Source organism: Streptomyces sp. NBC_00154 (assembly GCF_026342835.1).
GTDB lineage: Bacteria > Actinomycetota > Actinomycetes > Streptomycetales > Streptomycetaceae > Streptomyces.
Genome location: NZ_JAPEMI010000001.1, coordinates 524,442 through 541,701, shown reverse-complemented (window position 1 = coordinate 541,701; position 17,260 = coordinate 524,442). Strand labels below are relative to the sequence as shown.

General features: G+C 68.8%; 16 protein-coding genes, 1 tRNA gene and 1 pseudogene. 9 read left to right on the top strand and 9 right to left on the bottom strand.

What is annotated here, in order from left to right:
• Positions 1–3: 3 nt before the first annotated feature.
• Positions 4–95: transfer RNA gene (locus OHA03_RS02345), tRNA-OTHER, on the top strand.
• An 83-nt stretch (positions 96–178) separates the two neighbouring features.
• On the opposite strand, the gene OHA03_RS02340 is transcribed toward OHA03_RS02345, so the two are convergent.
• The 3 genes and pseudogenes from OHA03_RS02340 to OHA03_RS02330 all read right to left on the bottom strand — a co-directional run.
• On the bottom strand, positions 179–496 hold the full coding sequence (locus OHA03_RS02340; RefSeq protein WP_267000197.1) for a hypothetical protein: 318 nt from the start codon (positions 494–496) through the stop codon (positions 179–181).
• Between the two features lie 311 nt (positions 497–807).
• Positions 808–1,632 carry a glutamate racemase gene (locus OHA03_RS02335; RefSeq protein WP_267000195.1) on the bottom strand — a complete coding sequence of 275 codons (825 nt, stop codon included), beginning with the start codon at positions 1,630–1,632 and terminating at the stop codon, positions 808–810.
• Positions 1,633–1,637: 5 nt separating this feature from the next.
• Positions 1,638–2,236, bottom strand: a pseudogene (locus OHA03_RS02330) (transposase); the annotation flags it as partial.
• A gap of 520 nt (positions 2,237–2,756) precedes the next feature.
• Between OHA03_RS02330 and OHA03_RS02325 the strand changes: the two are divergent.
• Both OHA03_RS02325 and OHA03_RS02320 read left to right on the top strand, forming a co-directional pair.
• The gene (locus OHA03_RS02325) at positions 2,757–3,227 is read left to right on the top strand and encodes a hypothetical protein (protein ID WP_267000193.1); all 471 of its coding nucleotides are present in this window, start codon (positions 2,757–2,759) and stop codon (positions 3,225–3,227) included.
• Positions 3,228–3,591: 364 nt separating this feature from the next.
• Complete coding sequence (locus OHA03_RS02320; RefSeq protein WP_323181322.1) at positions 3,592–4,122, top strand: SDR family NAD(P)-dependent oxidoreductase; 531 nt, start codon at positions 3,592–3,594, stop codon at positions 4,120–4,122.
• A gap of 186 nt (positions 4,123–4,308) precedes the next feature.
• Here the strand turns inward: OHA03_RS02320 and OHA03_RS02315 are convergent, their stop codons facing one another.
• Entirely contained in the window at positions 4,309–5,583 is a 1,275-nt protein-coding gene (locus OHA03_RS02315; protein ID WP_267000191.1) for a serine/threonine-protein kinase, read from the bottom strand.
• A 604-nt stretch (positions 5,584–6,187) separates the two neighbouring features.
• A complete protein-coding gene (locus OHA03_RS02310; RefSeq protein ID WP_267000189.1) occupies positions 6,188–8,098 on the bottom strand; it encodes a TerD family protein in 1,911 nt (636 codons plus the stop codon).
• Between the two features lie 629 nt (positions 8,099–8,727).
• Between OHA03_RS02310 and OHA03_RS02305 the strand changes: the two genes are divergently transcribed.
• The gene (locus OHA03_RS02305; protein ID WP_267000187.1) at positions 8,728–9,117 is read left to right on the top strand and encodes a hypothetical protein; all 390 of its coding nucleotides are present in this window, start codon (positions 8,728–8,730) and stop codon (positions 9,115–9,117) included.
• Between the two features lie 571 nt (positions 9,118–9,688).
• On the opposite strand, the gene OHA03_RS02300 is transcribed toward OHA03_RS02305, so the two are convergent.
• Complete coding sequence (locus tag OHA03_RS02300) at positions 9,689–10,219, bottom strand: nucleoside-triphosphatase (protein WP_267000185.1); 531 nt, start codon at positions 10,217–10,219, stop codon at positions 9,689–9,691.
• Between the two features lie 139 nt (positions 10,220–10,358).
• Here OHA03_RS02300 and OHA03_RS02295 point away from each other — a divergent pair, with 139 nt between their 5' ends.
• Positions 10,359–10,811 (top strand): YbhB/YbcL family Raf kinase inhibitor-like protein, encoded by a 453-nt coding sequence (locus OHA03_RS02295; RefSeq protein WP_267000183.1) that lies wholly within the window; start codon positions 10,359–10,361, stop codon positions 10,809–10,811.
• Here OHA03_RS02295 and OHA03_RS02290 read toward each other — a convergent pair.
• Both OHA03_RS02290 and OHA03_RS02285 read right to left on the bottom strand, forming a co-directional pair.
• Entirely contained in the window at positions 10,799–11,446 is a 648-nt protein-coding gene (locus OHA03_RS02290; RefSeq protein ID WP_267000181.1) for a protein-L-isoaspartate O-methyltransferase, read from the bottom strand. The two genes, OHA03_RS02295 and OHA03_RS02290, sit on opposite strands and share 13 nt — an antisense overlap.
• A gap of 177 nt (positions 11,447–11,623) precedes the next feature.
• A complete protein-coding gene (locus tag OHA03_RS02285; RefSeq protein ID WP_267000179.1) occupies positions 11,624–12,721 on the bottom strand; it encodes a hypothetical protein in 1,098 nt (365 codons plus the stop codon).
• Between the two features lie 252 nt (positions 12,722–12,973).
• Between OHA03_RS02285 and OHA03_RS02280 the strand changes: the two genes are divergently transcribed.
• The 3 genes from OHA03_RS02280 (at position 12,974) to OHA03_RS02270 (ending at position 15,875) form a co-directional block, all read left to right on the top strand.
• On the top strand, positions 12,974–14,236 hold the full coding sequence (locus tag OHA03_RS02280; protein WP_267000177.1) for an MFS transporter: 1,263 nt from the start codon (positions 12,974–12,976) through the stop codon (positions 14,234–14,236).
• Between the two features lie 306 nt (positions 14,237–14,542).
• On the top strand, positions 14,543–14,671 hold the full coding sequence (locus OHA03_RS02275) for a hypothetical protein (RefSeq protein WP_267000175.1): 129 nt from the start codon (positions 14,543–14,545) through the stop codon (positions 14,669–14,671).
• Positions 14,672–14,870: 199 nt separating this feature from the next.
• Positions 14,871–15,875 (top strand): LuxR family transcriptional regulator, encoded by a 1,005-nt coding sequence (locus OHA03_RS02270; protein WP_267000173.1) that lies wholly within the window; start codon positions 14,871–14,873, stop codon positions 15,873–15,875.
• Between the two features lie 149 nt (positions 15,876–16,024).
• On the opposite strand, the gene OHA03_RS02265 is transcribed toward OHA03_RS02270, so the two are convergent.
• Positions 16,025–16,441: a hypothetical protein gene (locus OHA03_RS02265; RefSeq protein ID WP_267000171.1), complete on the bottom strand. Its 417-nt coding sequence runs from the start codon at positions 16,439–16,441 to the stop codon at positions 16,025–16,027.
• A gap of 345 nt (positions 16,442–16,786) precedes the next feature.
• On the opposite strand from OHA03_RS02265, the gene OHA03_RS02260 reads away from it, so the two are divergent.
• Positions 16,787–17,173 (top strand): ATP-binding protein, encoded by a 387-nt coding sequence (locus OHA03_RS02260; protein WP_267000169.1) that lies wholly within the window; start codon positions 16,787–16,789, stop codon positions 17,171–17,173.
• The last annotated feature ends 87 nt before the right edge of the window (positions 17,174–17,260 follow it).

Genomic DNA, 17,260 nt, shown 5'->3' with positions numbered 1-17,260 from the left:
GACGGCGGAGTCTCATCGGGCGAGTCGACACCCGAGCGATCTTGAAGACCGTCGTCGCAGCGATGTGACCGTGGGTTCAAGTCCCACACCCGCCGCAGATGAACGGCCCCTGGAAACCGCCCGAATCGGTCGGGGGTCGTTCCCGTGTGCGCTGTCCGTCAGTAGCCGTGGTTCCCCGCTAGTTCCCGGTCGAGTGACCGCCGGACTGCCCCTGCCCCGTGCCGGCGCTCAGCAGCGCTCCGCCATGTACCTCGACCTTGGCGACGAGTGTGCCCTCGGTAAACTGCCCCCCGAAGGTGTGCCCTGGCGACCAAAAGCCCACATTTAGGTCGCGACGTAAGTCCTGGGCGAGCTCGGCGGCCTGAGCGTCGACGGCGGATGCGTCCGGAGCGGTGGTTCTCTGGTAGAGCAAGGTGCCCGCCACTCCCGTGGCCCCGGCAACGAGTGCCGTCACAGTGAACAGCAGGACCCACAACTCGGCGCTGCGCCCCCGCACCTGCCTGGAACCGGACCACCGGACCACCGGCCCTCTCGAGCCTCCGCAGCGTGCGTCGTCATGCCTTTTCCCCCGTCAACAGGAAGTTGGGCTCGCGGCCTCATCTGTAGCAGGTCGATCACGGAGAATCGCCTTCCTCCGAAAAATCGTCCTGCTGCAGGACAGGCAGTCCGCGCTAGTACGGCGCCGATCGCTGTCGTTCGCACCCTGTTGGTGTCAAACGCTGATGTTATGGCTCACTTGACGGGTTCCACTCGGCACCTACGAGGCTTCGACGCGGGCTGCTCCGCGGAAGGGGTTCCCGGGCTTGCTCAGATCGCTGGAGCAGCCATCGAGGCGCGAGTTGCGGCAGTGATGAGAATTTCGCGGGGTACCCGCGCTGCGGCGGCGAGGGCGCGCCCCAGCGGGTAGGCGTGGGCGCCTGCTGGGAGATTTCCGCGGCGCCCGCTGAGTACCACGTCGATGGAGCCCGTGGTGCTGCGCGATTGCGTGGTTCTGTCCAATCGCCGCAGTGTTTGGCGGGCGACTGCCTCCGCGCTGTCGTACAGGGTGGTTCCGGTGGGCAGGCTCTGCAGAATCTCTGGCGCCACCAGGGGGTAGTGCGTGCATCCCAGCACCACGGAGTCGCAATTCTGGGGGGTCCGCTTTGCCGCGTCGGCAATCGCTTCCGTTGCTGCGGTCATGTCTCCGTGGTCGATCGCCTCGGCCAGACCAGGGCATGCGACACGCGCGACAGGCCGGCCGTTCGCGAAGTCCGCGATCAGGCGATCCTGGTAGTCACTCGCCGTGGTCCGGACGGTTGCCCACACGGCGATGCCTTGGGCGGCCGCTGCGGCCGGCTTCACGGCGGGCACGGTTCCGATCACAGGCACACGGGGTTCAAAACTCTCGCGCAGAGCGTCGATCGCGGTGACGGTGGCGGTGTTGCAGGGGACCACGACGGCCTCCGCGCCCCGCTGGACGGCCAATTGGGCGGCACTGAACAGACGGTCCGTGACGAAGGAGGCCGTTCTCGATCCCCAGGGGGCGCCGTCGGGGTCCAGAAACAGAAGCAGATCGAGTTCCGGGGCGAGGTGCCGAAGCCACCCTGTGGTGGAAAGGAGGCCGAGCCCTGAGTCGATCAATGCCACCATCATGGGGGTCAAGTTACCAGCCGACCACTGGCGCAGATGGCGGTCCGTCGCGGACGGCGGCGGGGGCGGTCCTCCCAGCGGTGAGTGGTCCACGCTCGGCGGATCACGCTACGCACGGTGATGATGGTGTCGGCGAGGTCGAAGAAAGCGTCGATGGCGGTGGCACGGCGCTCGTAGCAGCGGGCGAGGCGATGGAAGGCACTCTGCCAGCCGTGGGTGCGTTCGACGTGCCACCTCTGACTGGCCTGGATCGGTGCCTTCTCGCCCTTGTGCGCGATGTGGCCGTGCAGGCCACGTTCGTGGAGCAGGGTGCGGTCTTGTCCGAGTCATAGCCGGCGTCCAGAAGCACGGTGACGTCTTCGGGCAGCGGTCCCAGGTCCTCCAGGCGGTCCAGGGTCGGGGCGAGCAGCGGGGAGTCGTGACGATTCGCTCCAGCCAGCACACGACCGAGTGGGATTCAATAACCATCCGTCATACCTGAGCCCTTCAATCCCTGTTTGCCGCGATCTACCGGTGACCGGCCTGCGACCTCACCACTGCCGGGGGCCTTGGTGATGGAACCGTCGACGGCGATCTGATCGAGGACGAGGCCGACGATCCGGTCGTAGAACGACCTTGACGCGCTGGGCCGTGACTGCTCGGTTCTGCCTGGGTAGAAGGTGGTCGGGATGGGAGCCCACCTGGTGATGTCAACCTCGGCTCCAGAACCGGTGCTTGGGTGCTCACCGTGACGTGCTTGGTCAGCCGAGTGGCGTCATGCGGTCGGCGTGCATCCATGGGGGCTGATCGACCGTCCTACAAGAAGTCGAGCAGAACCCGAGGGAGCATGGATGGACACGTCCACGCGCGAGCCCGATCGCGGACCCGACAGGAACGACAACACTCCTGCACTTGGGACTCAACCGTCGGCCAGGACAGTTCTTGCGGTCAGGGCCGCCGGTTGCCTGGCCCTCATCGCTGGCATGCTGGCACTGTGCGGAGCCGGCCACTTCGCTCACGCGTTCTCGGACTCTCTCAGCGACCAACGTGCCCTCCGCTCCGCTCACGAATGTGGCTTCGGGGAGAGCAGTCGGAATTGCCTGCGTCGCATCGACGCCACAGTCGCGGACGGGCACTCGGAAGGGTTGGTGTTCACTCTCGATGGACCTGTCGCCGTCGCCGGAGAGTACCGCCTGAGCAACCCGCCCAGCACTTTGGAGGACCTGAGATCCGGGGAACACGTCACCGTCACCGTCTGGCAGGGCCGCCGTACCGCCATAACCAGGGAGAGCACGGGTGGGACCCGTCTCCTCCCGGACACCCCGCAAGGCAGGCTGTCTCTGCACTCGGCGATGGTCCTGGTCTTGCTCAACGTGGCCGGCTGTGCCCTGTCCGCCACCTGGTGGTGCCTGTGGCGGACCCACGAGCTCATCAGACCCCGCGGGAAACGGAAGCTGTGGATCGTCGCTCGGACAACGTTGGGTCTGGCCCTGGTGGCCGCTGGGATCGGTTACATCGCCAGGGATTTCGCGAGTCTCGTACCCATCTTGATCTTCTGGCCGGTCGCGGCAGTTCTCTTCGTCTCCTGGAATCGCCGGCGCTCTCTCGACAGCGGCTGATTGCCTGTTGACTGGGCGTCCTCGATGCCGTTGCCCTTCGACCCGAAGCAATGCGGGCAGGAGCCCGCGCAGGCGGCAGGGTCCCGCTCCCCTGCGGAGACAGTCCGGATGTGTCCACCGCTGGCTGCTGTGGTTGTCACGCAGTCAGACACTCAGCCAGAGCTCCGGCGCGGCCGTCACTGCTCACGGTAGTCCTGGTGGTCGGCGTAGGGCAGGGCCAGGTCCAGGGGTCGGGACGCCGACCGGGCCGCCGCTTTCGACGTAGTCGCCGAGGGCCACGCCTACTTCGGACGGCTCGACGTGATCGTCAACAACGCCGGGCTACGGTCAACTCGGCGCCGTAGAGGAGCTTTCCGAGGAGGAGCTGCGCGGCGTCATCGAAACCGACCTGTTCGGCGCAGTCTGGGTCACCCAGGCCGCGATCCGCTACCTGCGTGAGCAGGGCTCGGGCCACATCCTTCAGGTGAGCTCCATTGGCGGAATCACCTCCTACCCCAACGTGGGCGCGTACAACGCCTCCAAGTGGGCACTCGAAGGCATCAGCCAGGCCCTTGCCGGCGAGGTCGCCCCGTTCAGGATCAAGGTGACCCTCATCGAGCCCGACTCGTTCGCAACCGACTTCGGCAGTTCCTTGTCGGCGAAGTTCTCCGAACCGCACCCCGCCTACGACCCGCTCCGCGAAGCCCTCGGCGACTTCCAGGGCTCACTCCAGGTCGGCGGCGATCTCGCCGCCTCCGCAGCCGCCGTGCTCGAACTCGTCGACCTCGACGAATCACCGCTGCGCCAGTTCTTCGGCAGCCAGCCGCTGACCGCCGCGACCAGGGACTATGAATCCCGCCTGACGACCTGGCAGGCCGGACAGGACCGCGCCGTCCGCGCCGGTGGTGGTTTCTGACCCCCACCCCAGATGGCTGGCCAGGGCATCTCACGCCCCGGCCGGCCCTCCCCTCTCGGAAAACGTCGACACGCCCCGGCCACCACCGAGACGGCGTTGTAGGAGTCGACGGCCGGGTTGGTGCGCGGCAGGTTTCCCGGCCTCATGTGTGCTGAATCCGAGCAGCGCAGAACGCCCCGGCTCTCGTCAGTGCTTGCCCTTGCCGCCGGGCTTGTCGTGCTTGTCGGGCCTCGGCTCGGTGTTGTCGGCCGGCTTCTGTGTCTCCTGGGCGGCGGGCTGTGACGGAGAGGAGGAGGGTGCCGGTGTGGAGGGAGAGGAGGACAGCGGCGTGGACGGATCAGCCTGCGGTCTCTGCGCCGAGCCGGTGTCGGGAGAGAACCAGGCCATGCCGACGAGGAGCGCCACGACGAACAGGGCGGCGGTCCCCAGCGCGGTCACGAGTCCGGAACGGCGGAGGAGCGACAGGCGAGGGCGGCGCGGCACCGCTCGGTGCACACTCGTCCTCCATTCGGTGTCCGCCGCCGGGAGGAAGACGCCCCCGGTAGCTGCGGTCTGCGCGGGCGTCGTGAGCCCAGTGGGTCTCGAGCCCGTGACAGGCAGCCCGCTCCGGCGGGTGTGGTCCTGGTGTTCCTGTGGCAGGGGTTCCGGGGCTCCGCGCCAGGCCCCGTGTGCGAACCAGTTCGCCGCTTCCTCGGCCGTGGGCCTTTCCTGGGGCTCCTTGGCCAACAGGCCGAGCAGGTAGCTCTCGAAGGCGGGCGGGAGACTGGCGCCGAGTTGCCGGGGCGGTACGGGGACGGAGTCGAGGTGCTGATGCAGCACTGCGAGCGCGGAGTCTGCCTGGAACGGCGGCCTCCCGGTGAGAAGGTGGTACAGCACACAGCCCAGGGAGTACACGTCGGAGGCCGGACCGGCGGCGTGGCCCAAGGCGCGTTCGGGCGCGAGGTAGAGGCTGGTGCCGACGATGTGGCCGGTGGCGGTGAGGGCGTTACCGGGGTCGTCGAGGAAGCGGGCGATGCCGAAGTCGCCGATCTTCAGGGTGCCGTCCGCGTCCAGTAGCAGGTTGGCGGGCTTGATGTCCCGGTGGACGATGCCCTGACGGTGGGCGGCGGCGAGTCCGCCCGCGGCCTCGGCGGCGATACGGGCGACCCGTTCGGCGGGGAGTGTTCCCTGGGCGGCGAGCGCCCCGGCGAGGCTGTCACCCTCGATCAGGTCCATCACCAGGAACAGGCGGTTGTCGTACTCGCCGAAGTCACGGACACCGACCACGTGCGGGTGGTTGAGGCGACCGGCGGTCTGCGCCTCCAGGCGGAAGCGGGAGGCCGCCGTGGGGTCGGCATCCCGGGTGAGCATCAGTTTCACGGCTACCGGTCTGTCCAGTGTCTCGTCGAAGGCGCGCCAGACCTCGCCCATCGCTCCGCGCCCGATGGCGTCCCGTAGCCGGTATCGGTCCGCTATCAGCACCGTGTCTCTTCCTCATGCCCGAAGACGTCTTGATCGCCGCAGGCCATGAATCACCGCGAGAGCACGGATGAAGGGGGGCGCCGTAGCGGCCCTAGCGTACCTGCCCCGTGAGAGCCGCATTCGGAGCCGACGCCCCGCCAGGAGCCGCCCGTGCGAAATCGGACGGTACGACACCTACGACGCAGAGTTGTCGAGTTGCGCGTCGCGCCGATCCTGCGGGAAGCGTTGCGCTCACCGGGATACGTGCATGGAGGGCGACTGAGTCGTGACGGTCTCAAGCGGACTTCCTCGCAAGAGTGTTGACTCCGTGACCGTCCCCCGTCGCCGGTGATGTTTCCGACGCGCGGTGCGCTGGACAAGGTGACCCGATCACGCGGGTCGGGCGCCCGCTCTCATGGGGAGGTATGCGGGCGCCGAACGCAGGAGCGGGCTGGCCCCTGTGCCGGCTCGCTCCTGCGCCTGTACGGCGGCTCGGGCATTCCACGTGGCAGTGGCGCCCGAGCCGTCGTCGCAACGACTCGGGCCGGTTCCTGCACCTCGACCCCCACCCGCACCGCGTCGCCGTGCCTGACCCAGGGGACGTACAGACCTTCATCACCGTCGTTCACTCGGCGATGTGGACCCCGTATCCGCGAGCCAGGGCATCGAGCCCATGGTCGTAGCCCTGGCCGACGGCGCGCAGACGCCAGATCGGACCCCTGCGGTAAATCTCCGCGAGCAGCATGGTGCGTTCGGTCGTTGCGGCGTCCAGGGTGGCCCGGGCGAGTGGTGCCCCGCTGCTGCCGGGGGCAGCGCCGATCTGGATGGCGCCGACCGTCCCGAAGGTGGCGGCGCCGTCGAGGGCAGCGGCGACGACGACCTTGCGGGTCGCGGGCGGCAGGGATGCCAGGTCGACAGCGATGGTCTGTTCCGCCGGGCCGCCGGTGAGGAGCCGCACGGTGCCGGCAGGGCTCTCCGGGGCGCCGTAGAAGATGAAGTCCTCGTCGAAGGTGACCTGTTCGTCCTCGTCGAGTATGAAGGCGACGACGTCGATCTCGCAGTCGGCCTGCGGGGCCCAGCCGGCGGTTACGTACCACTCGGGCGAGGGTGTGCCGTGCGGCATGGGCAGGTCGATGACGCCGCCCCTTGGCATCACCTGCGGGTCCTGCGGCCGGACAGCCGCTGTGCCCTGGCCGACGACGGTTGGCGCGGTGAGCCAATGTGGGTCGTGCACGGGGAGCGCAAGGGCGGTGATGCGTTGGATGCGCCGGTCGTTCTCGCCGCCCGGCAGGAGCACGACGTCGGTGACGCTGGCGGACAGATTGACTGCCGCGGATCCGCCCAGCTCGACGACGCGCGTACGAGCTGCCGCGGCATCGGCATGTACACCGCCAAGAACCAGTACCCGGCGTCCCGTCAGCGGCCTGTCCGAGGTGCTGACCGCGTTCTCCGGCCGGCGCGGAGCGGGGACTGATACGACGGGGGAGAGGGTGGGCAGGGTGGGTGCTTCTGGGGCGGGTGCGGCAGAAGCCGTGGTGGACACCGGCTCCACGAACCGGACTTGTGCCGCTTCCGGCTCTTTCACCGGGGCGAGCACGGCGGCGACCGTCGCCTCATGCGCCGTCCCGCCCCGTACGTCGGCCAGCAGCCGCAGGAAGGTGTGCTCATCGATGACCGGCACGCCTGCGGCGACCGCGCGCCGGGCCTTCGCCGAATCGGCCGCCGGCTCGTTGGTGACCAGCGCGCTGGTATGCCGGCTGACGGACGTCATCATGTTCAGCCCGGCGGCAACCGCCCGCCCCACCAGCTCCGCCCGGGCGTGGGCGGTCTCACCGGTTATCGCGATCTTCATTCCCTGCTGGAGCGGCCCGCCGGGAGTCAGCCGTCCCGGATTGCGGTACGCGCAGGGCGACTTGGGTGGCTGTGGCGTGAACTGGGATTCTGCCCGGGGCGGGCAGGTCACCAGCGGCAACGGCAGATCAAGCCGCGCTGCCTCACGCAGCGACGCCCGCAGGATCCCGGCCAGCACCCGGGTGTCGTCCAGCGCATCGTGCGCGTGCTGCTGCGGTACGCCGTAGTGGGCAGCCAGGGTGCCGAGCTTCATGTCGCCCGTCGGCGGATCCACCTGGCGGTTGAGGGCCAGGGTGCACAGTCGCTGCGACACCGGCAGCCACATTCGCGCACGGGCAAACTCGTGGGCCAGGAAGTCGTAGTCGAACTGGGCGTTGTGGGCGACCAGGACCCGGTCCTGGAGCATCGCCCCGATCCGCCCGGCGACCTGGTCGAAGGTCGGTGCGCCCCGCAGCCGCTGCACGGTCAGCCCATGCACATCCACCGGCCCTGGGTCGCATCCCGGATTGAGCAGCGTCGAGAACTCCCCGGTCTGCTCACCGTCCGGACCGATAGTCACCACCGCGACGGACAGCACCCGGTCCCGCCTGGCAATGAGCCCGGAGGTCTCCACGTCGACCAAGGCCCAGTCGTAGGCGTAGTCGCCCGTGCCGGGCGGGTCGAATGAGGAGGAGGCAGGACTCATGGCGCCAAGGATGACCGGCTATTCGCCACTCCTTCAACCTGTATGCCGTTTTGCCCTGTTCTGGAAGGCCGTCATCCCCGGCAGGACCAGAAGCTCCGGCACGCGCGGAGCCGCCGGCACATGCCTTGTAAGTTCCATCACGGCCCGGAGACGGCCCCGGCCTACCGCATCTGTGCTTTGAACCAGCGGATCGCAGCGATCGCCAGTCCGACGACAGCGATGATCACGACAGCAGCGGCGATCTTGGCGCCCAGGGGCATTGCTCCGAACACGTGCGTCTCCCTCGTTGAGTGGTTGCAATCGCCTGCAGATACGCGCTCGGGTTCTCGCGTGGGATGACCATGGCATGCCGCCCCGCGCTCGCAGCATCCAAGGCGAAAGTCTTGAGGATCTTCTGAGCTCGGCCTCTGCACACGCAGAAGCGTGCGACCCGCATCGCCGAGCACACGACTGTGACCAGCCGCCTCCGGCCGAAGGACTCAGGCTGAACGTTATTTCCTGATCCAGTAGTTCATGGCGAACTGTCACCGTTCAATCACGTCGGATATGCGATCAACGTAGGTGGCGGATGATGCGCTCCATCGTCCGCACACCTTGGGGGATCCATGCGCTTTGGCACCTTGCTACTCGTGGGAGCGCTCGCGCTGGCGGCGGTCGGCTGCAGCGACACGGCCGACACCACCGGCAGCGACGCGAAACCCTCACAGTCGCCGAGCGGACCGGACGCGGGGGACAAGTTCCTTGCGAAAGTCCACGCCCGCCGGTTCGAGAGCTGGGCTGAGAGCGGCCCCACCGATCAGGAACTGCTCGAGCTGCCGCCGGAGTGGTGCCAGGAGCTGAAGGACGGGCACAGCGTCGACAACCTGCTCGGAGACAACGCGTCGGCGTACCCGATCGGACCTGGGTGGGGCACCGAGAGGCCAGAGGCGGAGGAGCTGCTGATGCTCGGCGTCACCACCCACTGCCCCGAGCTCCGAGACCAGGTCATCAAGGAGATGCAGCAGGCGGGGCTGTACTGAGAACGGCGCGAACATGGGGGGCTGATCGACATTTTTCAGTCACGCCCCTATGCGTGTGGCTAATTCGGGTGCATCGTTGATCGCGCGGGATCCCCGAAGCCCCCAGGCCGAGGCCCCGTTTCGGGTCCCGCCAGGAGCTGCGTACTGGGCGGGGTCCGCCGCCCCTCCCGACCTCCCCACGGGAGGCTTCGCGGCTGTGGTTTTTCGGCTGTCAGCGCCTCGTGCCGTGCTGGACGTGCCCGGTGGTCGCCGTACCTCGAAGCCGTCGACACTGCCGGGCAGAAAGAAGTCCCCGCCGCGGAGGCGAATTCCAGGCTCCATCTGCTCCGACTGGTCGGCCAGTCCCGGCGCGGACGCGGGCAGTACGTGTCATCCGGACGCCAGGTTCGTCATGGACGTCGCCGGCCTCAAGTGCGCGCCCGGCGAAGCAGTCGCAGGCTCGGGCCGGCACCTCAATCGGGAATGCTCAAGGGCTGCCCAATACCTCGAACAACTCGGCATCACCGTCGTTCTGCGCTGACCGGACGGCCTATTGCGTGCTGATGGTTGCCCCACTGAATTGCCGAACCCGTCACCGGTACTCCAGCCGCGCCGCCAGCCTTTCGGGGAGAGCGTGCCGGTTCGCCCGGGTCACGGTGATGAGTTCGATGTCGGCGCGCTGTTTCAGGGGGTCGGTGAACGGGTCGCTGTGCGCATGAACGGTCGCGACCACATCGATGCCGGCCTCGAAGACGGACCGGACGGCCTCCCTGAACGAGGCAGAGGCCAACTCCATCCGCCCGAGCTCGTCGATGAGTACAAGCTGCCCGGGCACTGGATCCGCCGAAGCGGCCATCAGTGCCGGCAGCGCCAACCGGTCCATGACGCCCAGGTCGACGCCGTACCGCCCCACCTTCGGCGGCCCGGGGAAGTCGACATGGGCGAGCACGGCACGGTTCCCCGCCGCCGTCTCCAGAGCGAAGCCGACCCGGGCGCCGTCTTGCCGGATCTCCGCCGTGGTGAAGCCGACGATGTCACGGTTGCGCAGAAGCGCAGCCAGTCGGCGGATTGCGGTCGTCTTGCCAACCCCGGGGCGCCCCTCCAGCAGGATCTTTGTAGGCATGTCGTACTCCGTTTCAGGCGTCGGCAGTCCTCCACCAGGGTTTCAGCGGAGAGGGGCAGTGCCGCCCCGACTCGTCCGATCGGGTGCTTGCAGCGCTCGCTCGGTGATGTTCATGCCGTCACCGGGTAGAGCGGCGCCCATGACCGCAATTGAGCTCAGCAGCACGGCGTTCGGCGACCATCAGATGATCCCACGCCACTACAGCGGGGAGGGGGACGACGTCTCGCCCCCCTTGACGTGGTCGGCGGCACCGGAGGGTGCAGCGGAGTTGGTACTGGTCTGCGAAGACCCCGATGCACCGGGAGGGACGTTCCTCCACTGGCTCGTCACCGGTATCGACCCGGGGAGCTCCGGTGTGGACGACGGCGAGTCGCCCCCCGGCGGCCACGTGTGGCCCAATGACTTCGGACGAGTGGGCTGGGGCGGGCCCATGCCGCCCCCGGGGCACGGGGAACACCGCTACTTCTTTCGCCTGTATGCCGTGTCAGAGCCGCTCCCTCTCCACGGCCGTCCGGGCTCCGACGCGGTGCATCGTGCATTGAAGGGCAGGCAGCTGGCCAGCGGCTCGCTGGTGGGCACCTACCAGCGCTGACCGTATCCGTGGGCGCCGTACAGGCGGACGAAGCGGGCCGACACGACCGTCCCGCGGAGTACGAGGCCGTGGGCCCGTCGCTCGTACAGCTCGACCCGTTCCCGGCCGCCCGGCCCGATGGGCTGGACGAGCCGGCCACCGGTCCGCAGTTGTGCGACGAGCGGCCCTGGTACCTCAGGGAAGGCCGCGCAGACGACGACGGCGTCGTACGGAGCACGGGCCGGCATGCCGAGCGTCCCGTCGCCGAGGACGATCTCGGCGTTGCCGAGGCCCTGCCCGGCGAGCCGTCGGCGGGCCTCCCCGACCATGTCCGGCCAGCGCTCGACGCTGACGACGCAAGCGGCCAGGCGCGCCAGCAGTGCGGTCTGCCAGCCGTAGCCGGTCCCGACTTCCAGGACGCGTTCGCCTCCGGTGAGGCCGAGCGCGGAGACCATCATGGCGACCAACGAGGGCTGGGTGGTCACCTGATCGTGGGGGAGCGGAATCGGTACGTCCAGGTACGCGGACGCGAGATGTCCGGCGGGGACGAAGGCCGCCCGCGGGGTGACCCGGACAGCCTCCAGCAACCGGTCGTCCGTCACACCCACGGCCCGCGCCGCGCGGACCAGGTCCTCGGGGGATGACTGATGGGCCATCGGACGCCTACGGCAGCCCGTCGGACCGCAGTCGCGGTGTGTTCCAGCCACATCGACCGACTTCTCCGATCACGTTCATGACCTGCCCCGCTCTCCTCGCGCTGCGGTCCTGCCGTGCCTGCCCGGTGCGGCACATTGCACCCGCTGCGGCCCGGAGCCGCCTACGCGTTCATCGCGTCAGAACGGCGTCCCCGGGTCGGCGTACCGCAGCAGCGCGCCCACGCCCTCGTCCAGTCTCAGCTCGCTCTCCGGCACGACGACGAGTTCGGCACTGGTGCCCACGAGGGTCCGCACCAGGGCCTCGTCGGCGCGCTCCTCGCGGGGTGCCCGCACGCCGAAGGAGATCAGCTCCTCCTCGGTCAGGGTGAGCAGGGTGGGCTGAGGGCCCGCCCAGAGCCGCAGGGAACTCCCCAGTGGGTGGTTGAGCAGCAACGCCGCGACCTGGCCGCGCTGGAGGGCGGCGACGGTGGCGGACAGCCCCTCGGCCGCGGCCCCGTGCAGTGCGTGCCGGCCGATGAAGATGTTCACGAGCGCCCGGTCGTGCGCGGCCATGTGGCCGTGGAAGACGGTGTTCAGCTGCGGCTCCAGGAGGGCGCGTCCGGTGTCCGTAGCCGTGGGGCCCCCTACGCGTACGACCATGTCTCGCAAGGCGTGCGGGAGGCGGCGGATCAGTACGTTGGACGCCCATTTGTCCCCGCCCATGACGAGGGCGTCGGCGTGGGCGCGCCGCGCCCATTCGTCCAGTTGATGGCCCAGCCGGACCGCGGTGTGGTGCCAGGTCGCCACCGCGACCCTGAGGTGCAGCCGCTCACCCGGGGTGACATTGGATGCCGGCCAGGTCCCGGTCTCCGCGTCCAGCGTCACCCAGCCGTGGGTCTCGGCGGTCGGCAGCCCGCCGTAGTGCACGGTCACGGCGAGGTAGGGGATCTCCGGGATGTGCTGGGTGACCAGGGGCATCGCGTCCGGCAGCGTGCCGTAGCGCGCGGAGTCGTGCGTGGGCGGTCTGGGCAGCTCCCCGTCCAGTACGAGCGCCCCGTGCGCGGCGAAGATCGCCTGCCCGTGCGTCCCCGGTACCTCCGTATCGGCGCCGACCACCTCCTCCACCACCTTGAGCAGGGCCCGGTCCGCGCCCTGACGGGTCAGGCGGTCCCGCAACCGCTGCCAGCGCAGCGCGATCGCCCGTTCCGGATGCTCGACGTCACGCGAGGTGTCCAGATACACGGAGGCGAACGGGCCGGGCTCCGCGTAAAGGGGCTCCAGGAACGACAGCCTCATTGCCACTCCTTGTCGACGGTCTCCCCACGTTCGATGGTGCGCGTTCCTACTGAGCATTTTATCGAATGACTATTCGAGTCGTCTCAATTCATTGACGCTTCGGGATGGTGCTCCGAGGGCCTTTGCGGCACGCGGCGCCAGTCACGCTTCCGTGAGGTCGCCCAAAAATTGGCCCAGTATGCGAGACGGGGCGTCTTGCATTGTGGATTCACTGTCATAGTTGTAACCCACACACACCAGGGGAGGACTGCTGTGCGCCGTTGGATGATGCTGGCTCTTGGGACCGCAGCGCAGACGGTCGCCTGTACCTTCCTCTACGGACTTCCGTACGCCTCGGAGGTGTTGAGACGGGACAAGGGGCTGACACTCGGTCAAGTCGGATTGCTGATCGCCTGCCCGACCGTCGGCCTCGTGTTGACTCTCGTCGCCTGGGGAGCCCTGGCCGACCGTTTTGGCGAGCGGGGCGTCATCACCTCCGGTCTGGCCATGACGACCGTCCTCCTCTCCCTGGGGAGCGCGGTGAACGGTCTGGTTCCCCTGGGCGTGCTCCTGGCGCTGGCCGGGGCGGCGAGCGCATCGGTCTCCGCGGCCAGTGGCCGGCTCGTCGTCGGATGGTTCTCCGCCCGGGAGCGCGGGCTCGCCATGGGAATCCGGCAGACGTCGACCCCGCTGGGCATGGGGATTGCCGCTCTGATCGTCCCCACGCTCGCCGCGCGCAGCGGCGTGAAGGGGACCGTCTTGTTCTGCGCCGCGTTGTGCGGTGTCGTCGCCGTGCTCGTCGGCTCGTTGACCTCGGATCCGCCTCGCACCGCGCACTCCGCAGTGCCGGAGCCGGCCGCCAACCCTTACCGTCACTCCAGCCTGTGGCGCATCCATGCCTCCAGTGCGCTGCTGTGCGTTCCACAGTTCGCGGCGAACGCCTTCGCGATGGTGTTCCTGATCGACGTCCGGGGCTGGAGCGCCGTACACGCAGGTCAGCTCCTGGTGGTGTCGCAGGTGCTGGGGGCTGTTTCGCGTGTCGTGGCGGGCCGTTGGTCCGACCGGGTCGGCAGCCGGGTGCGGCCGATGCGGCAGCTGTCCGTATGCATTGCCGTCGTCATGGGCGCGACTGCGCTGGGCGCTCTCTGGCCCTCGCCGCTGACGGATCTCGCCATGATCGTCGCTTGCGGTATCACTGCAAGCACCAACGGCCTGGCCTTCACCGCCACCGCCGAGCTCGCAGGGCGCTCCTGGTCGGGACGCGCCATGGGCGTCCAGAACACCGGTCAGAATCTCGCCGCATCGCTGACACCGCCGCTGTTGGGCGGGCTCATCGGTTCGGCGGGCTATGCGTGGGGCTTCATGCTGGCCGGAGTCCTGGCCGGGGCGGCATGCTTCATGATCCCCACCCTTGGGAGCAGGGCGCTGCCGGGCTCCCACCAGGAAGGTGCGATCGGGCCGGATGAGCTCGTGCAGGCCGCCCGGCAGAAGGGCAAGGAGAAGCCTTCCGACGCGGATCTGGTGCAAGGCTCTTAGCGCGGTTCGGCAACCCTCCGTCTCAACCCGGCGAACCATAGCGGTCACAACACTGGGTTCCTCATGACGCCCGGTGTACGTGTCCACCGCTGGGCCGGAGGACGTCGCCCACGCCGTCGTCGAGGCGACCGGATGCGTCGTTGAGGGGCCGCTCGCGGTCCGGGGATGCCGGCCGCTCGCGATGTCGCGGTTGCGACATGTCGCACCTGCGCCACCGGTAATCGGTGACACTGCGCCCGGTGTCACCGGATTCTGTGCAGCACCGCATGAACATGTGCCGTGCATTCATGGAAAGGTGCCGACCGGATGAGACGGATCCGCCTTGCTGCGGCCCCCGCGGTGCGCAAGCTCGCCACCCTCGCCGAGGACGACGACGCGTCCACGTGTCGGCTGGACGGTATCGACGCGCAGGCGGGTCCGTATGTCGGGGAATGACTTGGACCGGTTCTGGCAGCAACTTGCCCCGGCGTCCGGCAGACCGTGCAGCGCGCCTACCGGCGCCCAGGGCAGTAACGGCAGTACTCCAGCACATGACAGAGTTGCGGACGTTGAGCATGTCCGCCCACCTGCCGCCCCACTCGAGGGGTGTAGTACGGTATTCAACCGTTGGGTGGGTGGTATCAAGGAGAACACCGTGACACTGGAAGCCGCCGGAGTCAGCGATGCCGAGGAGTCCGCCTACCGGATTCTGGTGACGATGGGCCGGGCTTCCGCGCACGACTTCGCGATACGGTCCGGTCTCGGCATCGCGGACGCCGAACAGATACTCACCGCACTGACCGCCAAGGGGCTGGCCAGCCACACCGACGGAGTACCGAGGCTCTACCGGGCAACGCCGCCGGACGTGGCGCTCATGCCCAGGCTCAAACAGCAGGCCGATGCCCTCGACCATGCCCGCGCCACGGCCACCGGACTGCTGGAGATCTACCGGGACACCATGCGCCGCAGCGACGCCGACCAGCTCATCGAGGTGATCACCGGGGCGGACGCACTGCGCCAGCACCTGCGCCGCATCCAGGCGGACACCCGTGACGAAATGCTCTGGTTCTGCAAGGCGCAGTACGTGGCCATGCCCTCGGGCAGCAACAGCGAGGAGTTCGACGCCCTGGCGCGCGGTGTGCGCTATCGCGTCCTCTACGAGAAGGCGTTCTTCGACGACGACGGGGCCGTGGACAACGTTATCGAGGGAGTACGGGCAGGTGAAGTCGCCCGCGCAGTACCCCATCTGCCGCTGCGCCTCGCCGTGTCCGATCGCGCCATCGCCATCTGCCCCCTCGTGCCGGGAGGTCCGTACGGCAGCCCCGAGGAACCCACCACCGCCCTGGTACGCGACAGCAGCCTGCTGGCGGCGCTCGTCGCGCTCTTCGAGCGCTACTGGGACGATGCCGTCCCCCTGCACGTCGACGATTCCGGAACGGTCAGCGGTACCGACGGAGTGGTCGGCGCCGACCCCCTGTCAGCAACGGACCGACGGCTGCTCTCCCTGCTCGTCGCAGGTGTCGCGGACAAGGCGATCGCCTCCCAGATGGGCCTGAGCCGACGCACGGTCCAGCGCCACATCCAGCAGCTGATGACGTTCGCCGACGCCGCAACACGCATGCAACTGGCATGGCAGGCCGCTCGCCGGGGTTGGGTGTAGCAGGGCGCGGCCGTACTCGGCGCCTGCTCCGGGACCGTACTGAATTTCGCGTGAGTCCTGGTGCAGACGCTTCTTCCGTGTTGCGCGCTGGTGCTACGGGTCGTCGGTGACGCAGTCCCGTATCACCCGGCGAGTCACCCACGGTGTGCTCAGCCCGCACCGCCGTGCCGCCGTTCATGTCGGTGCTCGCCTCCGGCGTCGGCTTCGGTGCACCCGTCACCCGCACCGGCGCCACCGCCGTCTCCGGCAGGAGACGTCCCACTGCCACCACTGCCGGTGGGGAGGAGTACCGCCTTGGTCCCGTCGGTGAAGGGCCCGATGTTCTTGGTGCCCATGCAGACCATGACGTTCTGGTTCCCCATGGAGACCCCGTCCGTGTCGATCGGCTCGAATGCGAGGGAAGGGTCGTGCGTCGCGTCGATGCCCCAGGTGTCGGCCGCGGCTGTCACTCCTGCTGTGGGCGTTCCGGGTTCGGCTGCGAGGGCGGTGACTGTGGGGGCCAGGAGACCGCCGCCGACGGCGGCGACGATGCTGATGGCGAGGGTGAGACGGCGGATGCGCGGCACTCCGGACCGTGCGGGGAAGATCGTCCGGCCGACCGTGTTCGCCGTGCATCCGGATGATCCTCGTGGGTGGCGCAGTGGCCGTCCTTCCCGGGGGCGTTTCCCTGGTGGGGCCGCCTCGGGACGGCCGTGCCGCAGCAGAGGCCGCCGGCCGGCGGCGGGTGGGTCGTACTTTCGTCTGCCCCCGGCGCAGCCGAACGACCGATCCGCCGGGAGGGGCCCGGCTCCTACCGTGGAGATCAGATGGGGGGAACGCACCACACATCGGGGGCCCATACCGGGCGGCAGCGGTGCGGTCACAGGACCGCAGGACCGCTCCCTGGCCCGACGATTCCTGGAGTGTTCTTGATGCGTGTCCGACGCTTTGCCGACCTGCACCTACCTGCCTGCAAGAGGTCCGTCGGCCAAGCACGCCGCGCCCTGGCCGCGCTGGTCCCCGAGGGTGACGTCGCCGACAACGGGAAGCTGCTGGTCTCCGAAGCGGTCGCCAACGCCGTCGAGCACACCGACAGCGAACAGGTACGGGTCCTCCTCGACCACGACGACGCCTCCGGCGAACTCGTCTGCGCCGTCCGCGACACCAGCACCCACACCCCCGTCGCCACCGGAACGGCCGACATGGACGCCGAGAGCGGCCGTGGCCTGCACCTGATCGACACACTCGCGGACGCCTGGGGCTGCGTCGCCGACAGCCACGGTAAGTGGATCTGGGCCAGCCTCACCGTCGCAGCGTGAACCCGACGACCACGGCGACCACGGACCGTTCGGAGCCGGCCCGCCGGCACCGGGGACGGCGCCGCTCAGACTCGGCAGTGCGCCGCG

What these genes read in the sequence shown, in the direction of transcription:
- OHA03_RS02335 (WP_267000195.1), bottom strand. Translation starts at nt 1,632, where the DNA reads ATGATGGTGGCATTGATCGACTCAGGGCTCGGCCTCCTTTCCACCACA.
- OHA03_RS02310 (WP_267000189.1), bottom strand. Translation starts at nt 8,098, where the DNA reads ATGAGTCCTGCCTCCTCCTCATTCGACCCGCCCGGCACGGGCGACTAC.
- OHA03_RS02300 (WP_267000185.1), bottom strand. Translation starts at nt 10,219, where the DNA reads ATGCCTACAAAGATCCTGCTGGAGGGGCGCCCCGGGGTTGGCAAGACG.
- OHA03_RS02295 (WP_267000183.1), top strand. Translation starts at nt 10,359, where the DNA reads ATGACCGCAATTGAGCTCAGCAGCACGGCGTTCGGCGACCATCAGATG.
- OHA03_RS02290 (WP_267000181.1), bottom strand. Translation starts at nt 11,446, where the DNA reads ATGGCCCATCAGTCATCCCCCGAGGACCTGGTCCGCGCGGCGCGGGCC.
- OHA03_RS02285 (WP_267000179.1), bottom strand. Translation starts at nt 12,721, where the DNA reads ATGAGGCTGTCGTTCCTGGAGCCCCTTTACGCGGAGCCCGGCCCGTTC.
- OHA03_RS02275 (WP_267000175.1), top strand. Translation starts at nt 14,543, where the DNA reads ATGAGACGGATCCGCCTTGCTGCGGCCCCCGCGGTGCGCAAGCTCGCC.
- OHA03_RS02260 (WP_267000169.1), top strand. Translation starts at nt 16,787, where the DNA reads ATGCGTGTCCGACGCTTTGCCGACCTGCACCTACCTGCCTGCAAGAGG.